This is a genomic window from Neisseria sp. RH3002v2g (assembly GCF_014596425.2).
In the GTDB taxonomy this organism is placed as follows: Bacteria; Pseudomonadota; Gammaproteobacteria; order Burkholderiales; family Neisseriaceae; genus Neisseria.
In genome coordinates this window covers 1,290,020-1,309,038 of the sequence record NZ_CP110721.1, presented here as the reverse complement: position 1 = coordinate 1,309,038, position 19,019 = coordinate 1,290,020, and the positions used below count along the sequence as shown (strand labels likewise).

Genomic DNA, 19,019 nt, shown 5'->3' with positions numbered 1-19,019 from the left:
CCTTAGTTGTTTTCTTCAGTAAACCAGTGTTCGCGTGCAGCCAAAATCACTTTTTTGGCTTCTTCTTCGTCAACACCGGTAATTTCGACCAATTCGTCAACAGACAATTCGGCCAGATCATCGCGTTGGGTCACGCCTGCTTCGGCAAGCTTGCGCAACATATCGGAATCTATGCCGTCCAGATTGCGCATGTCTTCAGACACTTCGCCCAGTTTTTCTTCTGCCGCGATGGTCATGGTCAGGATGGCGTCGCGTGCGCGGTTGCGCAGGGTTTCAACGATTTCTTCGTCAAAGCCTTCGATGGCGAGCAATTCTGCCGCCGGAACGTAAGCCACTTCTTCCAATGTGGCAAAACCTTCTTCAACCAAAATATCGGCGGTTTCGTCGTCGATGTTCAAGTGGGTGGTGAAGAGGTTGCGGATAACCGCGTCTTCGGCGGCATTGCGCTCGTCGGCTTCTTCAACGGTCATGATGTTCAGCTGCCAGCCGGTCAGGATGGAAGCCAGGCGGACGTTTTGACCGCCGCGGCCGATGGCCAGCGCCAGTTGGTTTTCATCAACAATCACGTCAACGGCGTGTTTGTCTTCGTCAATCACGATGCGGCTCACTTCGGCAGGAGACAGCGCGTTCATCACGAATTGGGCTGGCTCTGGAGACCACAAAACGATGTCGATGCGTTCGCCGGACAATTCGTTGCTCACGGCGTTAACACGGGAACCGCGCACGCCGATACAAGTACCTTGTGGGTCGATGCGTTGGTCGTTGGCTTTAACGGCAACTTTAGCGCGTTGGCCGGGGTCGCGTGCTACTTCGCGGATTTCCAACAGGCCGTCTGCAATTTCAGGCACTTCGTTGGCGTAGAGTTTGGCCAAGAAGTCGCCGCTGGTACGGCTCAAAATGACTTGTTTGCGGCCGGTATTGCCGATTTCGTCCACACGCAGGAAGAGGGCGCGGATACGGTCGCCGCTGCGGAAGTTTTCGCGCGGAATCATTTCTTCGCGTGGAATCAGTGCGTCAAGTTTGCCTGCTACGACTTCAACGATGATGCCGTGGCGCTCGACGCGTTTTACCGTACCGGAAACGATGTCTTCTTTAGAAGCGAGGAACTCGTTCAGGTTTTGCTCGCGCTCCGCATCACGGATGCGTTGCAGGATGATTTGTTTGGCAGTTTGCGCGGCTTGGCGGCCGAAGCCTTCGTTTGGCAGCTGCTCTTCGTAGTATTCGCCGATTTGGATGGTGGTGCCGGGAATTTCTTCTTGGATTTCCTCGATGGTTTTTTCTACGTCGGGGTAGGTATAGTCTTCATCGGCAACAATCAGCCAGCGGCGGAAGGTTTGGTATTCGCCGGTATCGCGGTCGATTTCGACGCGCACGTCCATGTGCTCGCGGTCGGCTTTTTTCTTGGCGGCAGTAGAGAGGGCGAATTCAAGGGCTTTGAATACGACTTCCGTTTCAACGTTTTTTTCACTTGCCAGCGCTTCGGCCAGCTGTAACATTTCGCGACTCATTTTCTAGAATCTCCAAGTAATCGGTTTTTAAAATTTAAATTCGGGGCGCAAACGGGCTTTGTCGATGTTGCTCAATTCGATTTGGGCAGTTTTGCCGTCGAAAGAGACGGTAACGATGTCGTTTTCGCAAGATTCGATGCGGCCGATGAAGTTTTTCTGACCATCAATCGGCAGGCGTGTTTTGATTTTGGCGTTTTGGCCGGCAAAGCGCACGAAATCGGCGGCTTTTTTCAACGGTCGGTCAAGGCCAGGGCTGGAGATTTCCAAGCGTTTGTAGTCGATGTCTTCAACCATGAACACGCGGCTCAGATGGTTGCTGACAGTGGCGCAGTCTTCGACGGTGATGCCGCCTTCTTTATCAATGAAAATGCGCAAATCGCCTTGCGCGGTCAGTTCAAAATCGACCAGCTCGTAGCCCAAGCCGGGCAGGGTTTTATCAAGAATGCTTTGAATATCCATGCTTCTCCAGAAGTACATAAACAAAAAAATGGCCGCGCGGCCATTTTTCGTGTGATTTGAAAAATTGGCCTATTATAACTGTTTTCCAGATAAAAGAAAAGCATTGATTTGGTGTGGATTTTTTGAAGTGATTGCTTAAATGGAAGAGATTGGGATGAGGCCGTCTGAAAAGGAAATTGTTGACAAGTTTTGATGTGGTGTTTCCGAAATTATTTTGGAAAACAAAGAATTGGTATTGCTTTGTTTTCAGACGGCCTTGGATTTCCTGATTTTTCGTGCTTGCACAATGTGCAAGGCGGTTCTACAATTTCTTCATACCCTCCGAATAAGAAAGATGGCCGCTATGTCCGCACACCCGATTTATAATTTTTCCGCAGGTCCTGCCGTATTGCCGGAAGCCGTATTGCGTACCGCGCAACAGGAAATGCTCGACTACAACGGTACGGGTTTCCCCGTGATGGCGATGAGCCACCGTTCGGATATGTTTTTGAGTATTCTGCATCATGCCGAACAAGACTTGCGCCAGCTTTTGAATATTCCGTCCAACTATAAAATCCTGTTTTTACAGGGCGGTGCGACCACACAATTCAATATGGTGGCCATGAATTTGGCGCACGGTTTTGCGACTGCCGACGCGGTGGTAACGGGCAACTGGAGCCGTATTGCCTATGAACAGATGAGTCGGTTGAGCAATGCCGAAATCCGTTTGGCCGCGCATGGCGGCGAGCAATATGCCTATAAAAACCTGCCTGCGGTTGAGGATTGGGATGTCAACCCGAATTCTGCGTTTGTTCATTTTGCGATTAATGAAACCGTAAACGGCTTGCAGTATCAAAACGTCCCCAAACTTTCAGACGGCCTGCCGCCGCTGGTGTGCGATATGTCGAGCGAGATTTTGTCGCGTGAGTTTAATGTATCCGATTACGGCCTGATTTATGCCGGCGCGCAAAAAAATATCGGCCCTGCCGGTGCGACCGTGGTCATTATCCGCGAGGATTTGCTGGAGCGTTGTCCGAACGATATTCCCGATGTGTTCAACTACCGTTCGCACATCAACCGCGACGGTATGTACAACACGCCGTCCACCTATGCGATTTATATGTCGGGCTTGGTGTTCCGCTGGCTGCAAACGCAGGGCGGTGTGAAAAAAATTGAAGCGGTCAATCGAATGAAAGCGCAAACCTTGTATGAGGCGATAGACGGCAGCGGCGGTTTTTACATCAATGATATTCATCCTGATGCGCGTTCCAAAATGAACGTGGTCTTCAAAACCGCAAGCGAAGATCTGGACCGCCGCTTTGTGTTGGAAGCCGAGTTGCAGGGCTTGTGCCTGCTCAAGGGTTATAAAACCGTCGGCGGTATGCGCGCCAGCATTTACAATGCGATGCCGCTTGAAGGTGTGAATGCGTTGGCCGAATTTATGAAAGAATTCCAACGACGTTACGGTTAAGATGAAGATATAAAAAGGCCGTCTGAAACTGGGTTTCAGACGGCCTTTTGATTTAAACAAGCCTTATTCGGTCACTTCTTCAGTAATGCTGTCGCGGTAGATGGTGCTGTCGTAAGTCGGCACGGGAGGCGGCAGCAGGTTGTCAAGTGTCAGCGCGGACGGGTTCAGCGTCGGGTAGCCGCTGAAGGTTACGGAATAACCGCCGTTGCCGGTACTGCGGACTTTGGCATGTGCGCCCAATGGGAAAGTGGTTTTGTTGGTGATGTGGCCGAATGGGAAACCGGTCAACACAGGAATCTTGGCGGTGCGCGAAATGTGGTTGACGACGGCGGAGAAGTCGTAGCTGGAATCGTACGCGTCACGGATGGTGCCCATGCGGAAATCGCCGAAGATGATGGCGCGTTGTTTTTGCAAAACACCTGACAAATAAAGCGTATTGAGCATACGCTCGATGCGGTAAGGCTGCTCGCTGACGTCTTCGATAAAGAGGATGCCGCCTTGAATATCGGGCATGTAAGGCGTACCGGCGAGGGAAGCGAGAACGCTGAGGTTGCCGCCCCACAATGTGCCTTCGACGTTGACATCGGCGCGTTGGATGGTCGGAACATCAACGATGTTGACGTTGTTGGTCGTGCCGCGGATGAATGAATCCATGGTAAAGACGCTGGGGTCTGCTTTGCCGAATTCGCTGTACACCATCGGGCCTGCAAAGCTCATCATATTGCCTTTGGCCAACAGGGCGAGTTGGACGGCGCAAACGTCGCTGAAACCGAAGAACAATGTGCCGCGTTCGCGCATTCTGGCACCGAGTGAGGCGAAGTCGATTTGTGGCAGGATGCGTGCCGCGCCATAGCCGCCGCGTAGGCCCATCAAGACTTTAGGCGTTTCGACACGGCCGACGGCAACGTCTTGGAAGTCGGCGGCGCGTTGGGTGTCGCTGCCGGCAAAGCGTTGGTAACGGCGGCTGCCTGCTTGTTGGTTGGTCACGGTAAAGCCTGCATTGTAGAGGCGGGTCAGGCCGGTGGTTACGCGGTTGGGGTCTTCGGCGAAGCCTGACGGCGCAACAACGCGCAGGAGGTTGTCGCCGGAACGTGGCGGATGGGGTTGCTTAGGTTGCACGGTTTGGGCTTTCGCGGTGGTGGAAGTGGTTTTGGTTTGCGGTGTGGTGGTCGTGCCTGTACCGCAGGCTTGCAACAACCCTGCGCCTGCCGCGGCAGAGCAGGTGCGCAGGAAATGGCGGCGCGTGGTGGAAGTCATTGAGGTTTTCCTTTCGTTATATGTTCAGATGGCCTGAAGCTTGGCATGTCGGGCCTTGCAGGCCGTCTGAAAGTTTAAGCGATTAAGTTTTTGATTTGTTGCGGCCAATTTTCGGGCAGGGTCATGCCGTGTTCGCGTACGGGTGCGGCCCAAATCGGCGCGGGGAAGTTAGCGTCGTTTTCAAAGCGGGCGATGACGTGCCAATGCAGATGGGGTACAACATTGCCGAGGCTGGCCAAATTGATTTTGGCCGGGCGGAAGACTTGGCGCATTGCGGCTTCAACCTGATACACCATTTCCATGATTTCGTTGCGTTCGGCAGGGGAAAGGTCGGTCATCTCGGAAACATGGTTATTCCAAATAACGCGGCAGAATGCCGGTGCGCCGGCTTCGTTGTGAACGGCGATGACGCGCAGGTTTGGCGTTTGCAGCAAAATATCTTCGTTGTCGGCAGTGCAGATAGGGCAGGTCATGGGTTTTTCTTTCTCAGTCTGAATAGGAATCGGATGATTTCAATCAGGATTTTTAGAATGAGGTAAATAGCAGTCAGCGTGATGAATGCGAAAAGCCACGGTTTGGGTATAAACCACCAAAATAAATAGGAAGGCGTGATTAAGTCGTCACATTCTTCGGCACTCTCAATGTGATCGCACAATCCAAAGTTAAAATAATCATTGACATCATGAAAGGGCGAATAGGCGAACATAAGTGCTTTTGGCGTCACATAAATCAATGCAATGATAGCAATCCAAAAGAATGGTTTGAGATATTTGAGTACAGTCATGGGTGAAGTGTTATAAAAATTTTGCTGCGCCTCGGTTGGCAAGCTCGTCGGCTTTTTCGTTTTCTGGGTGTCCGGCATGGCCTTTTACCCACGTCCAGCGGACATCGTGCTGTTGAACCAAACTATCCAGCTCTTTCCATAAATCATCGTTTTTAACCGGTTTTTTGGCGGCGGTTTTCCAGCCGTTTTTTTTCCAACCGTGTATCCAGCTTTCCATGCCGTTTTTGACGTATTGCGAGTCGGTGCAGATGATGACTTGGCAGCGGCGTTTTAAGGATTTCAGGCCTTCGATGACGGCGGTCAGCTCCATGCGGTTGTTGGTGGTTTCGGCCTCGCCGCCGAACAGTTCTTTTTCGTGCGTGCCGTAGCGCATAAACACTCCCCAGCCGCCTGCGCCGGGATTGCCTTTGCATGCGCCGTCTGTGTAGAGGTAAACGGGTTTATCCATGGGCATGTCTTTGTCGAATAAGGCGGTATCATAACATAAGGCCGTCTGAAATATCGGCAAATACGGTTTGCGCGTGTAAAATACCCTGCACTTTATCACTCGTATAGAAAGCAGGCAGATATGGGATTGTTCAGCGGCCTTTTGGGCAATGCTTCGCAAAAAGACACCGATGCGGTGGAACGCGATTTGGCGAATATCCTGATTGATGGCGAACAGGTAAGAATGGCATTCAGCCTGGTGCGCGATTTGATTGTGTTTACCGAATATCGGCTGGTGTTGGTGGACAAGCAGGGTTTGACCGGCAAGAAAGTGTCTTACCGTTCGATTCCGTATCGTTCCGTATCGCGCTTTTCTGTGGAAACCTCGGGTCATTTCGATTTGGATGCCGAGCTGAAGATTTGGATTTCTTCTAGCGAGGCGCCAACCGAAACCTTGCAGTTTAAAAGCGACAAGAGCGTGATTGCCATTCAAAAAGCTTTGGCAGAAGCTGTGTTGAAACCGTCAAAATAGAAAGGAAATATGATGAGCGAACAGCAAGAATTGTTTTGTTACAAACAGATGCCGGTGTGGACGGCGGACGAGATTCCCGAAGCCTTGTTGTCCAAACACAATACCGCCGCTGGTACCTGGGGCTGTCTCAATGTCCTCCAAGGCCGTCTGAACTTCAATGAATTGGACGAAGCGGGCAATATTACGGCCACACATGAGCTGACGCCTGAGAGCGGCGATTGGATTATTCATCCGCAAGCATGGCACTTTATTGCGCCGCAAACGCAAGACACGGAAATCCAACTGTCGTTTTACTGCGAGGCGGCGGACTATTTCAATAAGAAATACGGCATGAGCGCGACACATTCGGCCGTCCGCGCCGCCGAAGGCATCGTGCCCGTCGGCAAGGTTTTGGATATGGGCTGCGGCCAGGGGCGCAATGCGCTGTATCTGGGTTTGAAAGGTTTTGACGTTACCGCTGTCGATAATAATCCCCATGCGGTTCAAAACGTGGAAGAGCTGGCGCGTATTGAAGAGTTGAATGTCCGTGCGTTTGAATACGACCTCAACGCCGCCAATATTCAGGAAAACTTTGATTATATGGTGGCGACCGTGGTGTTTATGTTCCTGATGCCGCATTATGTTCCTGACGTGATTGCCAATATGAAGGAACATACCAACCCCGGCGGCTACAACCTGATTGTTTCTGCGATGGATACGGAAGATTTCCCTTGCCCGATGCCGTTCCCGTTCAAGTTTGGCGAGGGCGAGTTGCGCGAATACTATAAGGATTGGGAATTGGTGGAATACAAGGAAGAGCTGGGCTCGATGCACGCGAAAGACGAATTCGGCAATCCGATTCAGTTTAAATTCGTTACCATGCTGGCGAAGAAACCGCAATAAAGGTTTTGCCGTCAAAAGGCCGTTTGAATTCAGTTTTCAGACGGCCTTTGCCGTAATCAATCCACAATCCTTTTACCCAAAATCACCACGTCTGCCAACATGGTTTCCAAATCGCAGACTTGCGGCAGCCGCCCCCATTCTTCAAAACCGAAACGGTGAAACAGGTTCAGGCTCGGATAGTTGTGGCCGAACACAAGCGCGATGACGTTGCGGATGCCTAAGGACGGCGCGCGTTCGAGCATATGGCGCAACAGGATTTTGCCCACACCTGCGCCGCGCATATCGTGGCGGACATAAATGCTGACTTCCGCGCTGATGTGGTAGGCGTAGCGCGGATGGTAGTCGCTGAAACTGCCCCAGGCCAATACGGTGCCGTCGGTATCGTAAAGGGCGTAGATCGGGCGTTTGTCCGTGTGCGCGGCAAACCACATTTCGCGTTCGGCAACCGTGGTCGGCGACAAATCGGCCGTGGATTGGCGCGTGGCCACGGTGCTGTTGTAAATATCGACGATGGCGGGCAAGTCTTGGCGCAGGGCAGGGCGGATGGTGTATTGCATTTCAGACGGCCTTTTATTGAATCAATTTGGAGATGGTCTTAAAGGCCGGATGTTTGGCATCGCCGAGCAGTTGGAACAAAATACTTTCGACATTGGAAACGGTAATGCCTTGACGGCTCATTTGCGCCAAACCATTGTCGCGGTTGGCTGTTGTGCGCGAGGCGGTGCATTCGAAAGGCAGGGATATGGCGTAACCTTGCGCTTTCAAATCCAAGGCCGTCTGAAGCATACAGATATGCGCTTCTGCGCCCACTAAAATAACGTGTTTAATGTCGTTTTTGCGTAAGATTTCCTGAATTTCGGGCAAAAACGCCGAAAATCGGGTTTTCTCGACAACAGGCGTGCCTTCGGGCAACAGCAGCGATACGGCGGACACGGTGTTGCCCAAACCTTTCGGATATTGTTCGGTTACGGCAAAGGGTACGTCCAAAGCCGTCAAGCCCTGAATCAGCAGGCGGCAGCGTTCCAACATTTCGTCCGCTCCGGAAAGGGCGGGCAGCAGGCGTTCTTGAATATCGACAATCAGACAAAGCGTATTTTTGGGGTTCATGGCTTTTCCTTTCAGACAGCCTTTACAGCAAAATCGTTGAATCAGAATGCAATCATATAACAAGCCGCTGGAAAAGTATTGCAGCTTGCCCTGTTTTAAAGCCCGAAATTCTTTTAAAATACCGCCTGATTTGAATTGATAGAGACCGACAACATGAATTTATACCAAACCGTCGAACGCGAAGCCGCCGCCGCCTTTGCCGCCGCAGGCATCGCCGACAGCCCCGTTGTTTTGCAGCCGACCAAAAACGCCGAACACGGCGATTTCCAAATCAACGGCGTGATGGGTGCGGCGAAAAAAGCCAAACAAAATCCGCGCGAATTGGCGCAAAAAGTGGCCGAAGCATTGGCCGACAACGCCGTAATTGAAAGCGCGGAAGTCGCCGGCCCGGGCTTTATCAACCTGCGCCTGCGCCCCGAATTTCTTGCCCAAAACATTCACGCGGCCTTGAACGACGCGCGTTTTGGCATAGCGAAAACCGACAAACCGCAAACCGTCGTTATCGACTACTCTTCGCCCAATCTGGCCAAAGAAATGCACGTCGGCCACTTGCGTTCCAGCATCATCGGCGACAGCATTTCACGCGTGTTGGAATTTATGGGCAACACCGTCATCCGCCAAAACCACGTCGGCGACTGGGGTACGCAGTTCGGTATGTTGGTCGCTTATTTGGTCGAGCAGCAAAAAGACAATGCCGCGTTCGAGCTGGCGGATTTGGAGCAGTTTTACCGCGCCGCCAAAGTACGTTTTGACGAAGATCCAGCCTTTGCCGACACCGCGCGCGAATATGTTGTGAAGCTGCAAGGCGGCGATGAAACCGTGTTGGCGTTGTGGAAACAGTTTGTCGATATTTCGCTCTCGCACGCCCAAGCCGTTTATGACACACTGGGCCTGAAACTGCGCCCCGAAGACGTGGCGGGCGAATCAAAATACAACGACGATTTACAGCCCGTGGTCGATGATTTGGTCGAAAAAGGCTTGGCAGTCGAAGACGATGGCGCGAAAGTCGTGTTTTTGGACGAGTTTAAAAATAAAGAGGGCGAACCTGCCGCATTTATCGTGCAAAAACAAGGTGGCGGCTTCCTTTATGCTTCCACCGATTTGGCGTGCCTGCGCTACCGCATAGGCCGTCTGAAAGCCGACCGCCTGCTGTACGTCGTCGACCACCGCCAAGCCCTGCACTTTGAGCAACTCTTTACCACCTCCCGCAAAGCAGGCTATCTGCCGGAAAATGCAAAAGCCGAGTTTATCGGCTTCGGCACGATGATGGGCAAAGACGGCAAGCCGTTCAAAACGCGCAGCGGCGACACTGTAAAACTGGTTGACCTGCTGACCGAAGCCGTCGAGCGCGCCACCACTTTGGTAAAAGAGAAAAATCCTGAATTGGGCGCAGACGAAGCCGCTAAAATCGGCAAAACCGTCGGCATCGGCGCAGTCAAATACGCCGATTTGAGCAAAAACCGCACCAGCGATTATGTGTTCGACTGGGACGCCATGCTTTCGTTTGAAGGCAATACCGCTCCTTACCTGCAATACGCCTACACACGCGTGCAAAGCGTATTCCGCAAAGCCGGCGAATGGGACGCAACCACGCCAACCGTTTTGACCGAACCTTTGGAAAAACAACTGGCCGCCGAGCTGCTGAAATTCGAAGACGTACTGCAAAGCGTGGCAGATACCGTGTATCCGCACTACCTCGCCGCCTACCTCTATCAAATCGCCACCTTGTTCAGCCGCTTCTACGAAGCCTGCCCGATTTTGAAATCAGAGGGCGCAACCCGCAACAGCCGCCTGCAACTGGCGAAGCTGACCGGCGACACGCTGAAACAAGGCTTGGAGTTGTTGGGTATTGATGTGTTGGATGTGATGTAAGTTTTTGAATGAAAACGATGAAAGGCCGTCTGAAACTTTGCGGATTGCAAGGTTTCAGACGGCCTTTTTTATGCTTTGAAAAATATTGTGATACCGTTGTTTGAACCTAAGCGGTTTTGAATTTGCTCAGGTAATGCGCTTAGACGGCCTTATCTTTATTTCAAATTGCTTGCTAACAACCAAGCCTGTGCTTCAGTGGCGTCGCTGAAATATTTGGGATGTTGGTTGGTCAAGAGGCTGGAAAGGCGCGCGCCGAGTTTGATCCAGATGTCGTCGGTAATGACGGCAACGCGGCCGAAGTCGGTTTCATGTTGGTTGAGGAATTTGATTTGTTCGACTGCCATATCGATGGTGAAGTCTTTCAACATGGACAAGTCCAACAGGATGTCGGGCAGATGGACTTTTTGTTTTGCGGCCAACAAGGCTTCTTCCAATTGGCGGAAATCGTCCAAAGTGAACTCGTTGTACAGCGCTACGTTTAAGCCGTAAGATTGTTCGCGGATGGAAATCATGGTGTTCTCCTTGTTAAATTATTGCTTCATCAGAAATTTTTTGATTGAGGCCGGAGTAAAGCTGCTGAACACGCCGCCTGCAACAATGATAACCATGCCGGCGGCTTCCTGCCAAGTGATTTTATCGCCGAAAAGCAGTACGCCGGACAGGGCGGAGAAAACGACGGTCAGGTAGGAAAGCGAGGCAACGGTAAATTTCTTGCCGACCTTGTAGGCGCGGGTCATAGCCAGTTGGGCAATCATGGCGGAGATGCCGATGCCGGCCAGATAGGGCAGGGAAGAGACGGTCAGCGGATGCCAGCCTGTGATGGTGCTCCAGACTGCGCCCATAATCAGGCCGGTAAGCGAGAGGTAAAACACCACGCGCCAGCCCGGTTCGCCCAAAAGCGAGAGTTCGCGTACCTGCAAATACGCCCAGCCCGACATGGCGCCGCCTGCCAAACTGACCAGCGCGGCAAACTCCTGTCCGCCTTGAAAAGAGGGGTTGAGCAAGAGGATAACGCCGATAAAGCCCATAACCAAAATGGCTTGGGTATAAAGCGTAATCCGTTCTTTTAAAATGAAGAATGAAAAAATGGCCAGCCAGATGGAGGAGGTGTAGTTGAGCGTGACGCCTGTTGCCAGCGGCAGATGCATGACGGAATAAAACGTGCACATCATGGCAAGAGTGCCGATGACGCTGCGGTTGAGATGGGTTTTCCAATACGGCGTGGAAAACGTGTTGCCTTGCGCTTTGGCCATGATGCCTAAGAACAGGGTGGAGACCAGCATGCGCCAAAAGACCAGCTCGCCGCTGGAAAAGCCGAATTGCGTTGAGGCGGCTTTGATGGAGAGGTTCATGACGGTAAAGCCTAGCGCGGCGATAACCATCCATGCCGAGCCGAGCGGATCTTTTCTGACGGTTTCCATTTGATGGTATGTAAAGCGGTTTTATTAATAAGAGAATATTATACAGGCCAATCAGGCCGTCTGAAAAATATCGTTGGGTTTCAGACGGCCTGTAGATTAAGAAATGAGAATTATTATTGAACAATATAGTGGGTTTTTGTAGAATGGAGACCCTGTTTTCAAGAAAGGCTTGTTATGAAAGTTGCCAATATTGCTGCCGTATTGCTGTCCGCTTTGTTTTCCGTTGCCGTTTCTGCCGCGCCTTTGGGAGAGGTTTCTTCTGAAAACGGTAAGATTTTCAGCGGTGAAAATTACATGGTCGTTAAGAAAGACATGAAAAAAGGGGAGCAGATTAAGCCGCACGATCATCCGGGTTTTAAAACGTTGATTTTTGCCGTTGGAAAAGGAAGCTTTGACGTAACCTTGAATCAGAAGGAAAAACATACGGTCGGCGCAGGCTCGGTGTTGCGGTTTGGCGGCGATGTCGTGATTGAGGCCGTTGCAACGGAAAATGCGGATGTGGCGATTACGTTGATTAAGTAAGCCGATAGATGATAAAAGGCCGTCTGAAAAATGATGTTTCAGACGGCCTTGTTTATTCAGTCAACCGTTGCCATTAAGCGCAAATCAAATAGATGAAGCCGGAGCCGAAGATATCTGCCAAGGCGTGAATCAGGAAAAACGGCAGCAGGTTTTTGACTTTGTATTTGTAGAAGAAGTAGTACATCAAGCCGAAAACGACGCCGATAACGGTTGCCCAAAGCATGCCTTGGTAAGTATGGAAGGAGATGCGCACCAAGGTCGAATAGGCTAATGCCTGCCATTTGTATTTGTCTTCCACGCAGGTCAAGAGGCCGAGAAAACAGAATTCCTCATAAAATCCGTTTAAAAGGCCGTAGAGGATGGCCATCGGCGCAAGGGCGGCAAATTTATCGAAGATGGATAATGGTTTGATGTATTGGAAGATTTCAGTGGTAAAGTAATTGTAGCCGCCGCTTAATGAAGTTACCGCATCGGCGGTTAAGCCCATCAGGATAAAAATCACAGGCGTCCAAAACAACACGCCTAAATTAAAACGAATCGGCAATTGTTTGAAGTCGAAACGGCGGATAATGAGGTAAATCAAAGCAATAGCAAGCAGTGTCAACTGCAGGCTCATGTTTTCCGAATAAGCCACGCCGGTTACCGCAGTATCGCGTGCCTCTTCGGCAACGGCGGCCGTTTCCACTTGCGGCATCAGGCTGGCGATATAAAGTTGGGTGGAGCGGTAGGCAAATTGACCGAACAGGATAGTGGTTACAATCAGCATATCAAACCAGCGCAGATGGCGCAAAGGCTCTTTGGGGCGTATGGTGGCGAGTATGCTCATATTCTCCTCTTTAATCTAATAAATAGCGGTGCGCAATAGTTACATAAATATACAAAAATCGTCAACAATTATCACAATAAAACATGAATTAAAAATCAGGCTGTTTCAGACGGCCTGAAGTGCTTCCAAAATGCCGTATTTTCTAAAGGGTTTGTCTTCAAAAATATGGCATAATCACTTTATTGCAAACCAAGGAATCTTATCGTGAGTATTTCTCTGTCCCAATATCTGCTCTACCTGCAATATATGTTGGTAGGTATCGCCATGACTGTTGTTTTTGCTGCCGTATATCTGCGGATTACACCCGTTGAAGAATTGCGCCTGATTAAAAACGGCAACCTTGCCTGCGCCTTATCATTTGGCGGCGCGTTGGTCGGTTTCTGTCTGACACTGGCGTCAAGCATTGCCCACAGCGTCAGCTTCATCGATTTTATCCTGTGGGCCCTTGCCGCAGCCGTAATTCAGATTTTTGTCTATTTCGCCGCCACCATGATGATTAAAGGAGCTACCGCAGAACTCATCGGCAACAATGTCGCCGTCGGCGCGTTATTTGGCGCAGTGTCCATTTCGATTGGCATTTTGAACGCTGCTTGTTTGACTTAATTTTGGGCTTGATCGCAAAAGATGTACTCATCTCAAATCTTGTCTGGAAAAAACAGCGGTAGATTTTTTTGACGGATAATGTCTTATGTCTGATGGTATTAGGGAATGATGAGATTTGGGAGGCATCAAAAAATTCAGACGGCCTGTTATATACAAGGCCGTCTGAAACGTTTTAACTACTTCGTTAAATTAGAATGAGTATTGCAATCTTACACCTGTTTCTCGGGTGCGGTTTTTAGGTTCGATCGCGCCCAATTGAACGAAGCCATAGTCTTCTGTAATGGTGAAGTTTGAATCTTTGACTTTCCAGCCGCGATAGAACGGGGTTAGGGTGATTTTAGAACCGTTAGCGAATTTTTTAGATACAGGTACTTCAACCTCAATACCTTGTCCGCCACCTTGTTTCATTCTGGTTTCTTCTCGATCTGGCTCGTAAGAATACTGGCGGCCCTTAACGGCACGATTGTAGGCAATACGAGGAGAAATCTCAAAGTTTGCAGGAAGGGCAACATTCACACCGGCATTGATTTGCGCATATGTAGTTCGGTTTTTGCGGTCATAATCATCAGGATCGACACGTCGGCTCAAATCTCTCAGAACACGGTGTCCCAAGCCTGCACCTGCAGTCAGGCTGAAGCGATCATTAATCGGATGTGTATATTCATATAAGGCACGGATATCGTATGCACGACGTGGGGCATCTTTGAGTGTGGCAGAACCATAACCTGTGGATTCACCAAATCCATTTTGGAAACTTCCTGTGTAATCTGATTTACCACGGGAATAACGGCCTTCCAATTTTGCCGCATGGCGATCGTTGAAACGGTATTTAACCCCCGCATTAATAGACCAAAGATTGCCTTTTTGTTGCATTAAGCGACTGCCATCTTTTTCATATTCACGATAGGTTTCGTTGTAATATTCGCTACCAACGGTAAATTCAACAGGGCGGGCAGCCTGTGCGCTTACTGCAGCAGACAGTGCCAATACAGCAAGACAGAAATGAGCAGAATTTTTCATGTAAATTCCTTTTAGTTTGGAAAAATCAGTGTGATAATTTAGTACCATTGCATGGCAAAGTTTATAATATTTAATGAATATTAACAATGCCGATGGGGTAATATATTTGCTCTTATTATATTTTTTAATGATTTATCGTAAATATTTGTCTTTTTTATGAGACAGTATGGATAAAAAAACCTGGAAAACGTGTAAAACTGAGTCGCAAGAGGTTTAATTTCGAATTTTCAATAAGTTAATATTTCTATAGTTATTATTCGGTTTGCGATAAAAGTATATGCAGCCACCCACTCTATTCCCATGCATAAAGACATTTTGAATGTTAATATCGTATGACATTCTATTTATATAAAATAAGTGATATAACCGACCAGGCAAATTGACCTGGCTGCCCATAAGTTATCCCTTCTTCTTAAAATAAGGAACTGCGATGTTCAACTTTATCAAGAAACAGTTTATCGACGTCATCCAATGGCCGAATCCTGACGACAGCCTGCTGATGTGGCGTTTTCCGATTGCCGATGAGGAGATCCAAAACGGTGCGAGCCTGACTGTGCGTGAGGCGCAGATGGCGATGTTTGTCGATGAGGGCGTAACCGCCGACGTGTTCAGTCCGGGGCGTTACACGCTTAATACGCAAACGCTGCCGGTGTTGACCAACTTGAAAAACTGGGACAAGCTCTTTGAATCTCCGTTTAAATCTGACGTTTACTTTTTCAATACCAAACAACAGCTTGCACGAAAATGGGGTACGTCCCAACCTGTTACCGTACGCGATGCCGAGTTTGGCGCGGTGCAACTGCGTTCGTTCGGTATGTATTCTTACCGCATCAGCGATCCGGCAAAATTTTTCAAAGAAGTCAGCGGTGTGGCGGCGCAATACAGCGGCGTAGATTTGGAAAACCAGCTGCGCAATATTGCAGTCACCCAATTGGCGGCTGCATTTGGCAGCTCCGGTATTCCGTTTTTGGATATGGCTGCGAACCAAGTTTTGCTGTCGCAAAAAATTGGCGAATTGCTCGGTGCGGAATTTGCCAAGCTGGGTTTGGCGCTGGAAAACTTTACGGTTGAAAGCATTTCCTTGCCTGCTTCTATCCAGGCTGCGTTGGATAAGAAAATTTCGATAGGCGTTATCGGCGATTTGGGACGCTACACCCAATATCAAACCGCCGAATCCATCCCGCTTGCGGCACAAAATGAAGGCGGACTTGCCGGAATCGGTGCAGGTTTGGGCGTGGGTGCCGGTATTGGTCAGGCGATGGCGGGTGCCATGTTTGGCATGATGCAGCCGAATGCGCAACAGGCTCAGCAAAATGTTCAGCCGGCTGCCGAAGATCCGCAGGCGAAATTGTTAAAACTCAAGTCTTTGCTCGATGGCGGTTTGATTTCGCAAGAAGATTTTGACAAAGCCAAGGCTGAAGTGTTGAAACAGCTGATTGGTTGATCAATTGAAGGCCGTCTGAAAAATATCATTCAAAAGAAGCGTTGAGCTGCTTCTGTGAAAAGGTTTCAGACGGCCTTTCAAATGATTTGATTAAGCCTGTCCGACTTCAAAAACGTTAAGGCCGTCTGAAACATCCCAACTCATCCTGAAAAAGCAAACTCATGTCTCAAACTCCTTTCTTCAAAACCGACTGCCCAAGCTGCGGCGCGCCTGTCGAAGCGCATTCTGCTTCTGCCGTGACGCTGGTGTGCGGCTATTGCAACAGCATGCTGGTGCGGAAAGATAACGGCGTTGTCGACTCCGGCCGCGATTCCGCGTTGCTGGAAGATTTTAGTCCGCTGCAAATCGGAACCAGCGGTACATTTGTCGCACAACGCTTTACCTTGGTCGGACGGCTTCAGGTGCAATACGACGATGGCGCGTGGAACGAATGGTATGCGCTGTTTGACGACGGCAGGGCCGGTTGGCTTTCTGAGGCGGGCGATTTGTATGTGATGACCATGCCGGTCGAAATCGATAGTCCACCGAGATTTGAAGACACGCAAGCCGGGTTTAGCGAGCTGATTTTTCAAGATAAACGCTATATTGCCTCCGATGTCCGCAACATCAGCTTGAAACATGCGGCCGCGCAGGGTGAGTTGCCGTTTGTTTTGAAAGAGGATACAGAAAATCGGGTTTCCGACTGGCGTTGCGAAAACCTTTTCATCACGCTCGATTACAGCAGCGAAACACCTGAAGCCTTCTTCGGGCGGATGGTAAACCTAGATGATTTGAAGCTGGAAAACACGCGCCACGAAGATGAAATTAAAGAAAGCGCAGGCCGTCTGAAAGGCAGTATTACTTCAGAAAATTGTCCTAACTGCGGCTCGTCCATTCATTGGGTGAACGGTCTGACTTCTCATCTGAACTGTCAAAGTTGCGGCAGTGAATTGGCAGTCGGCAAAGATAAAGCGGAGCTTATTACCGCCAATAATCTGCGTTTGTCACAAAATACGATGTTTACTTTGCCTGTCGGCTCGACAGGCCGTCTGAAAAATAAAGAATTTCATGTTATCGGCGCAATCCGATATTTAGAAACAGATGCGCAGGAAACATTTGATAACTTGTTCAAAAATGCCAAGCATACACTGACACCGGAAGGGCAATGGACGGAGTATCTGCTTTACAACCCTACACAGGGTTTCTTATGGTTGGTTGAATCTGATGAAGGTTGGAATATTTCCGAAACCTTGAACGATTGGCCGCGCCTCGACCGCAACCGCCAACCGCAAGGCTATGGCAAACTTTATGACTATGGCGGACAGGTTAAGGTTGCCAGCGGGGCGTTTTATTGGCGTGTCCGAAACGGTGATTTGAACTATTACAGCGATTACCGAGACGGACAAAGCCGTAAGCTTGGCTCCGAACTAAACAATCACGAAATGGCATGGACTAGAAGTGCCCCAATTGCTTATCGGGAAATTGCAGATGCGTTTAATCTGACCAGCCAAGCTCCGCATTACACTGCAAACATGGCGGCGGACGGCATTGATAAATCATTAAGAATGATAATGACCGCCATCTTGGTTGTCGTCAACCTCCCTGCGCTTTTGACCGGCGACAGTTCTGCCGCACTTACCGTCATCTTTGTAGGATGCTGGTTGTTGTGGAGCATGGGTAAAAAAGACGAGGACGAGGATTAATATGTCAAGAATCACTTACATCATTTTCAGCACCATCATCATCGTCATCTCCATGATCATCAGCTACGGCTCTTCCGACTCCGACGGCTCGCGTATGCACTCCGGCGGCTATTACGGCGGCAGCGGTTATTCCGGAGGCCATAAATGACCCATGCGCCCGGTAATCATGGCCTATTGGACTTATATGGCTGCGATGAAGCCATCTTAAAAGATGAAGGCCGTCTGAAAACCGCTTTGACAGCTGCTGCACAAGCCGCAGAAGCCACCATATTGACCGAACATTTCCATACCTTCGGCGGCGCAGGCGGCGTAACCGGCGTTTTACTGCTTGCCGAGTCTCATATCAGTATCCATACTTGGCCTGAACACCGCTTTGCCGCCATAGACGCATTTATCTGCGGCGGTATGAAATTGGAAAAAGTGAAGGAAGTGTTGTGCAGGGGGTTGGCGGCGGAAAGGGCGGTTTGGACGGTTGCACAACGTGGCGAAAGTATATTGGACGATATACAACCATCGGTTGAACAATAAAATCTGTCAGGCCGTCTGAAAAAAATTGGCTGATAGTAAATTAGATAACAAATTTTGTATAAAAAGGCTTTTAAACAAAATGCTTAAAATAAAAGATTGGAAGAGAAACAGAAGTTTACCATTGGTTATTTACTTGCTTGCAGGTTTGTTTTTGCTAGGAGTAGAAAGTGCCGAAGCAAAAAAATTAACACATGATCGTACCGAGTATTGCCGTAATCAAGTTTATGTCAGTAATAACCAAGGCGCATCCCTGCAAGCTCAACCGGACGATAAGGCATCTTCAATCGCTAAATTGCACCATATGCAATACCTTTGCGTTGTCGGTAATGACAACAAAAATACCGAAGAAGGATACTCTTGGATAAAAGTAAAAAAAGTACCTTTGGCAATCAAAGAAAACCAAATCAGTTGCCATGATATGAGCCTACCTGACAACTGCACCAAACCTACCGATTTCCCGACTGAATGGAAAATCAAACCGCCCAAAGGCAAAAAATGTCGTCTTTCCACTCATGTTGATGATGAAGGTCAGTTGCTTATTGTCGCAAAAGGCGTTTGCCCGACCGGATGGGCAAAAGAGAGAGATGTACAATTTTTTGCCGATCAGTAAACTTGGCTTTAGTTAAAGAAAACAAAGTTCATCATATGGCAGAACAATCAAGAAAAAAGATTTAACTTATTCTTTATTAAAAGACA

General features: G+C 49.4%; 22 protein-coding genes and 1 pseudogene. 11 read left to right on the top strand and 12 right to left on the bottom strand.

Going from position 1 to position 19,019, the window contains the following annotated elements:
* Positions 1–2: 2 nt before the first annotated feature.
* On the bottom strand, positions 3–1,508 hold the full coding sequence (gene nusA, locus BBP27_RS06260) for a transcription termination factor NusA (protein WP_188211382.1): 1,506 nt from the start codon (positions 1,506–1,508) through the stop codon (positions 3–5).
* A 27-nt stretch (positions 1,509–1,535) separates the two neighbouring features.
* Positions 1,536–1,967, bottom strand: a complete 432-nt coding sequence (gene rimP, locus BBP27_RS06255; protein WP_003745685.1) for a ribosome maturation factor RimP — start codon at positions 1,965–1,967, stop codon at positions 1,536–1,538.
* Between the two features lie 343 nt (positions 1,968–2,310).
* Between rimP and serC the strand changes: the two genes are divergently transcribed.
* Positions 2,311–3,417, top strand: a complete 1,107-nt coding sequence (gene serC / locus BBP27_RS06250) for a phosphoserine transaminase (RefSeq protein WP_188211383.1) — start codon at positions 2,311–2,313, stop codon at positions 3,415–3,417.
* Between the two features lie 63 nt (positions 3,418–3,480).
* Here serC and BBP27_RS06245 read toward each other — a convergent pair whose 3' ends face one another.
* From BBP27_RS06245 to rnhA, 4 genes are all read right to left on the bottom strand, one after another.
* Complete coding sequence (locus BBP27_RS06245; RefSeq protein WP_188211384.1) at positions 3,481–4,674, bottom strand: LD-carboxypeptidase; 1,194 nt, start codon at positions 4,672–4,674, stop codon at positions 3,481–3,483.
* Positions 4,675–4,748: 74 nt separating this feature from the next.
* A complete protein-coding gene (locus BBP27_RS06240) occupies positions 4,749–5,147 on the bottom strand; it encodes an HIT family protein (protein WP_036491586.1) in 399 nt (132 codons plus the stop codon).
* On the bottom strand, positions 5,144–5,458 hold the full coding sequence (locus tag BBP27_RS06235; RefSeq protein WP_188211385.1) for a hypothetical protein: 315 nt from the start codon (positions 5,456–5,458) through the stop codon (positions 5,144–5,146). The genes BBP27_RS06240 and BBP27_RS06235 overlap by 4 nt, the downstream gene beginning before the upstream one ends.
* A 10-nt stretch (positions 5,459–5,468) precedes the next feature.
* The gene (gene rnhA / locus BBP27_RS06230; RefSeq protein ID WP_188211386.1) at positions 5,469–5,906 is read right to left on the bottom strand and encodes a ribonuclease HI; all 438 of its coding nucleotides are present in this window, start codon (positions 5,904–5,906) and stop codon (positions 5,469–5,471) included.
* 120 nt (positions 5,907–6,026) lie between these two features.
* Between rnhA and BBP27_RS06225 the strand changes: the two genes are divergently transcribed.
* Positions 6,027–6,416: a PH domain-containing protein gene (locus BBP27_RS06225; protein ID WP_070849306.1), complete on the top strand. Its 390-nt coding sequence runs from the start codon at positions 6,027–6,029 to the stop codon at positions 6,414–6,416.
* Positions 6,417–6,428: 12 nt separating this feature from the next.
* Positions 6,429–7,298, top strand: a complete 870-nt coding sequence (tehB, locus tag BBP27_RS06220; RefSeq protein WP_188211387.1) for an SAM-dependent methyltransferase TehB — start codon at positions 6,429–6,431, stop codon at positions 7,296–7,298.
* Positions 7,299–7,354: 56 nt separating this feature from the next.
* Here tehB and BBP27_RS06215 read toward each other — a convergent pair whose 3' ends face one another.
* Both BBP27_RS06215 and BBP27_RS06210 read right to left on the bottom strand, forming a co-directional pair.
* On the bottom strand, positions 7,355–7,855 hold the full coding sequence (locus BBP27_RS06215) for a GNAT family N-acetyltransferase (protein ID WP_188211388.1): 501 nt from the start codon (positions 7,853–7,855) through the stop codon (positions 7,355–7,357).
* 13 nt (positions 7,856–7,868) lie between these two features.
* A complete protein-coding gene (locus BBP27_RS06210; RefSeq protein WP_188211389.1) occupies positions 7,869–8,405 on the bottom strand; it encodes an isochorismatase family protein in 537 nt (178 codons plus the stop codon).
* Positions 8,406–8,558: 153 nt separating this feature from the next.
* Between BBP27_RS06210 and argS the strand changes: the two genes are divergently transcribed.
* Positions 8,559–10,277, top strand: coding sequence for an arginine--tRNA ligase (argS, locus tag BBP27_RS06205; protein WP_188211390.1), 1,719 nt, complete (start codon positions 8,559–8,561; stop codon positions 10,275–10,277).
* A gap of 155 nt (positions 10,278–10,432) precedes the next feature.
* Here argS and BBP27_RS06200 read toward each other — a convergent pair whose 3' ends face one another.
* Positions 10,433–10,789 carry a SpoIIAA family protein gene (locus tag BBP27_RS06200; RefSeq protein ID WP_003686136.1) on the bottom strand — a complete coding sequence of 119 codons (357 nt, stop codon included), beginning with the start codon at positions 10,787–10,789 and terminating at the stop codon, positions 10,433–10,435.
* An 18-nt stretch (positions 10,790–10,807) separates the two neighbouring features.
* Positions 10,808–11,698: a DMT family transporter gene (locus BBP27_RS06195; protein ID WP_188211391.1), complete on the bottom strand. Its 891-nt coding sequence runs from the start codon at positions 11,696–11,698 to the stop codon at positions 10,808–10,810.
* Between the two features lie 174 nt (positions 11,699–11,872).
* Between BBP27_RS06195 and BBP27_RS06190 the strand changes: the two genes are divergently transcribed.
* Positions 11,873–12,220 (top strand): cupin domain-containing protein, encoded by a 348-nt coding sequence (locus BBP27_RS06190; protein ID WP_188211392.1) that lies wholly within the window; start codon positions 11,873–11,875, stop codon positions 12,218–12,220.
* 73 nt (positions 12,221–12,293) lie between these two features.
* Here the strand turns inward: BBP27_RS06190 and BBP27_RS06185 are convergent, their stop codons facing one another.
* Complete coding sequence (locus tag BBP27_RS06185) at positions 12,294–13,046, bottom strand: CPBP family glutamic-type intramembrane protease (RefSeq protein WP_188211393.1); 753 nt, start codon at positions 13,044–13,046, stop codon at positions 12,294–12,296.
* Between the two features lie 204 nt (positions 13,047–13,250).
* Between BBP27_RS06185 and BBP27_RS06180 the strand changes: the two genes are divergently transcribed.
* Entirely contained in the window at positions 13,251–13,649 is a 399-nt protein-coding gene (locus BBP27_RS06180) for a DUF350 domain-containing protein (RefSeq protein WP_083324968.1), read from the top strand.
* Positions 13,650–13,838: 189 nt separating this feature from the next.
* Here the strand turns inward: BBP27_RS06180 and BBP27_RS06175 are convergent, their stop codons facing one another.
* Positions 13,839–14,669, bottom strand: coding sequence for an outer membrane beta-barrel protein (locus tag BBP27_RS06175; RefSeq protein ID WP_188211394.1), 831 nt, complete (start codon positions 14,667–14,669; stop codon positions 13,839–13,841).
* 430 nt (positions 14,670–15,099) lie between these two features.
* Here BBP27_RS06175 and BBP27_RS06170 point away from each other — a divergent pair, with 430 nt between their 5' ends.
* From BBP27_RS06170 to BBP27_RS06150, 5 genes and pseudogenes are all read left to right on the top strand, one after another.
* Positions 15,100–16,113 carry an SPFH domain-containing protein gene (locus BBP27_RS06170; protein WP_188211395.1) on the top strand — a complete coding sequence of 338 codons (1,014 nt, stop codon included), beginning with the start codon at positions 15,100–15,102 and terminating at the stop codon, positions 16,111–16,113.
* Between the two features lie 161 nt (positions 16,114–16,274).
* A pseudogene (locus BBP27_RS06165) lies at positions 16,275–17,792 on the top strand (DUF4178 domain-containing protein); the annotation flags it as partial.
* A gap of 4 nt (positions 17,793–17,796) precedes the next feature.
* Positions 17,797–17,943 (top strand): hypothetical protein, encoded by a 147-nt coding sequence (locus BBP27_RS06160; RefSeq protein WP_162837292.1) that lies wholly within the window; start codon positions 17,797–17,799, stop codon positions 17,941–17,943.
* Complete coding sequence (gene speD, locus BBP27_RS06155; protein ID WP_188211397.1) at positions 17,940–18,323, top strand: adenosylmethionine decarboxylase; 384 nt, start codon at positions 17,940–17,942, stop codon at positions 18,321–18,323. Before BBP27_RS06160 ends, speD begins: the two co-directional genes overlap by 4 nt.
* A gap of 25 nt (positions 18,324–18,348) precedes the next feature.
* Positions 18,349–18,933, top strand: coding sequence for a hypothetical protein (locus BBP27_RS06150; protein ID WP_223168897.1), 585 nt, complete (start codon positions 18,349–18,351; stop codon positions 18,931–18,933).
* Positions 18,934–19,019: the final 86 nt, after the last annotated feature.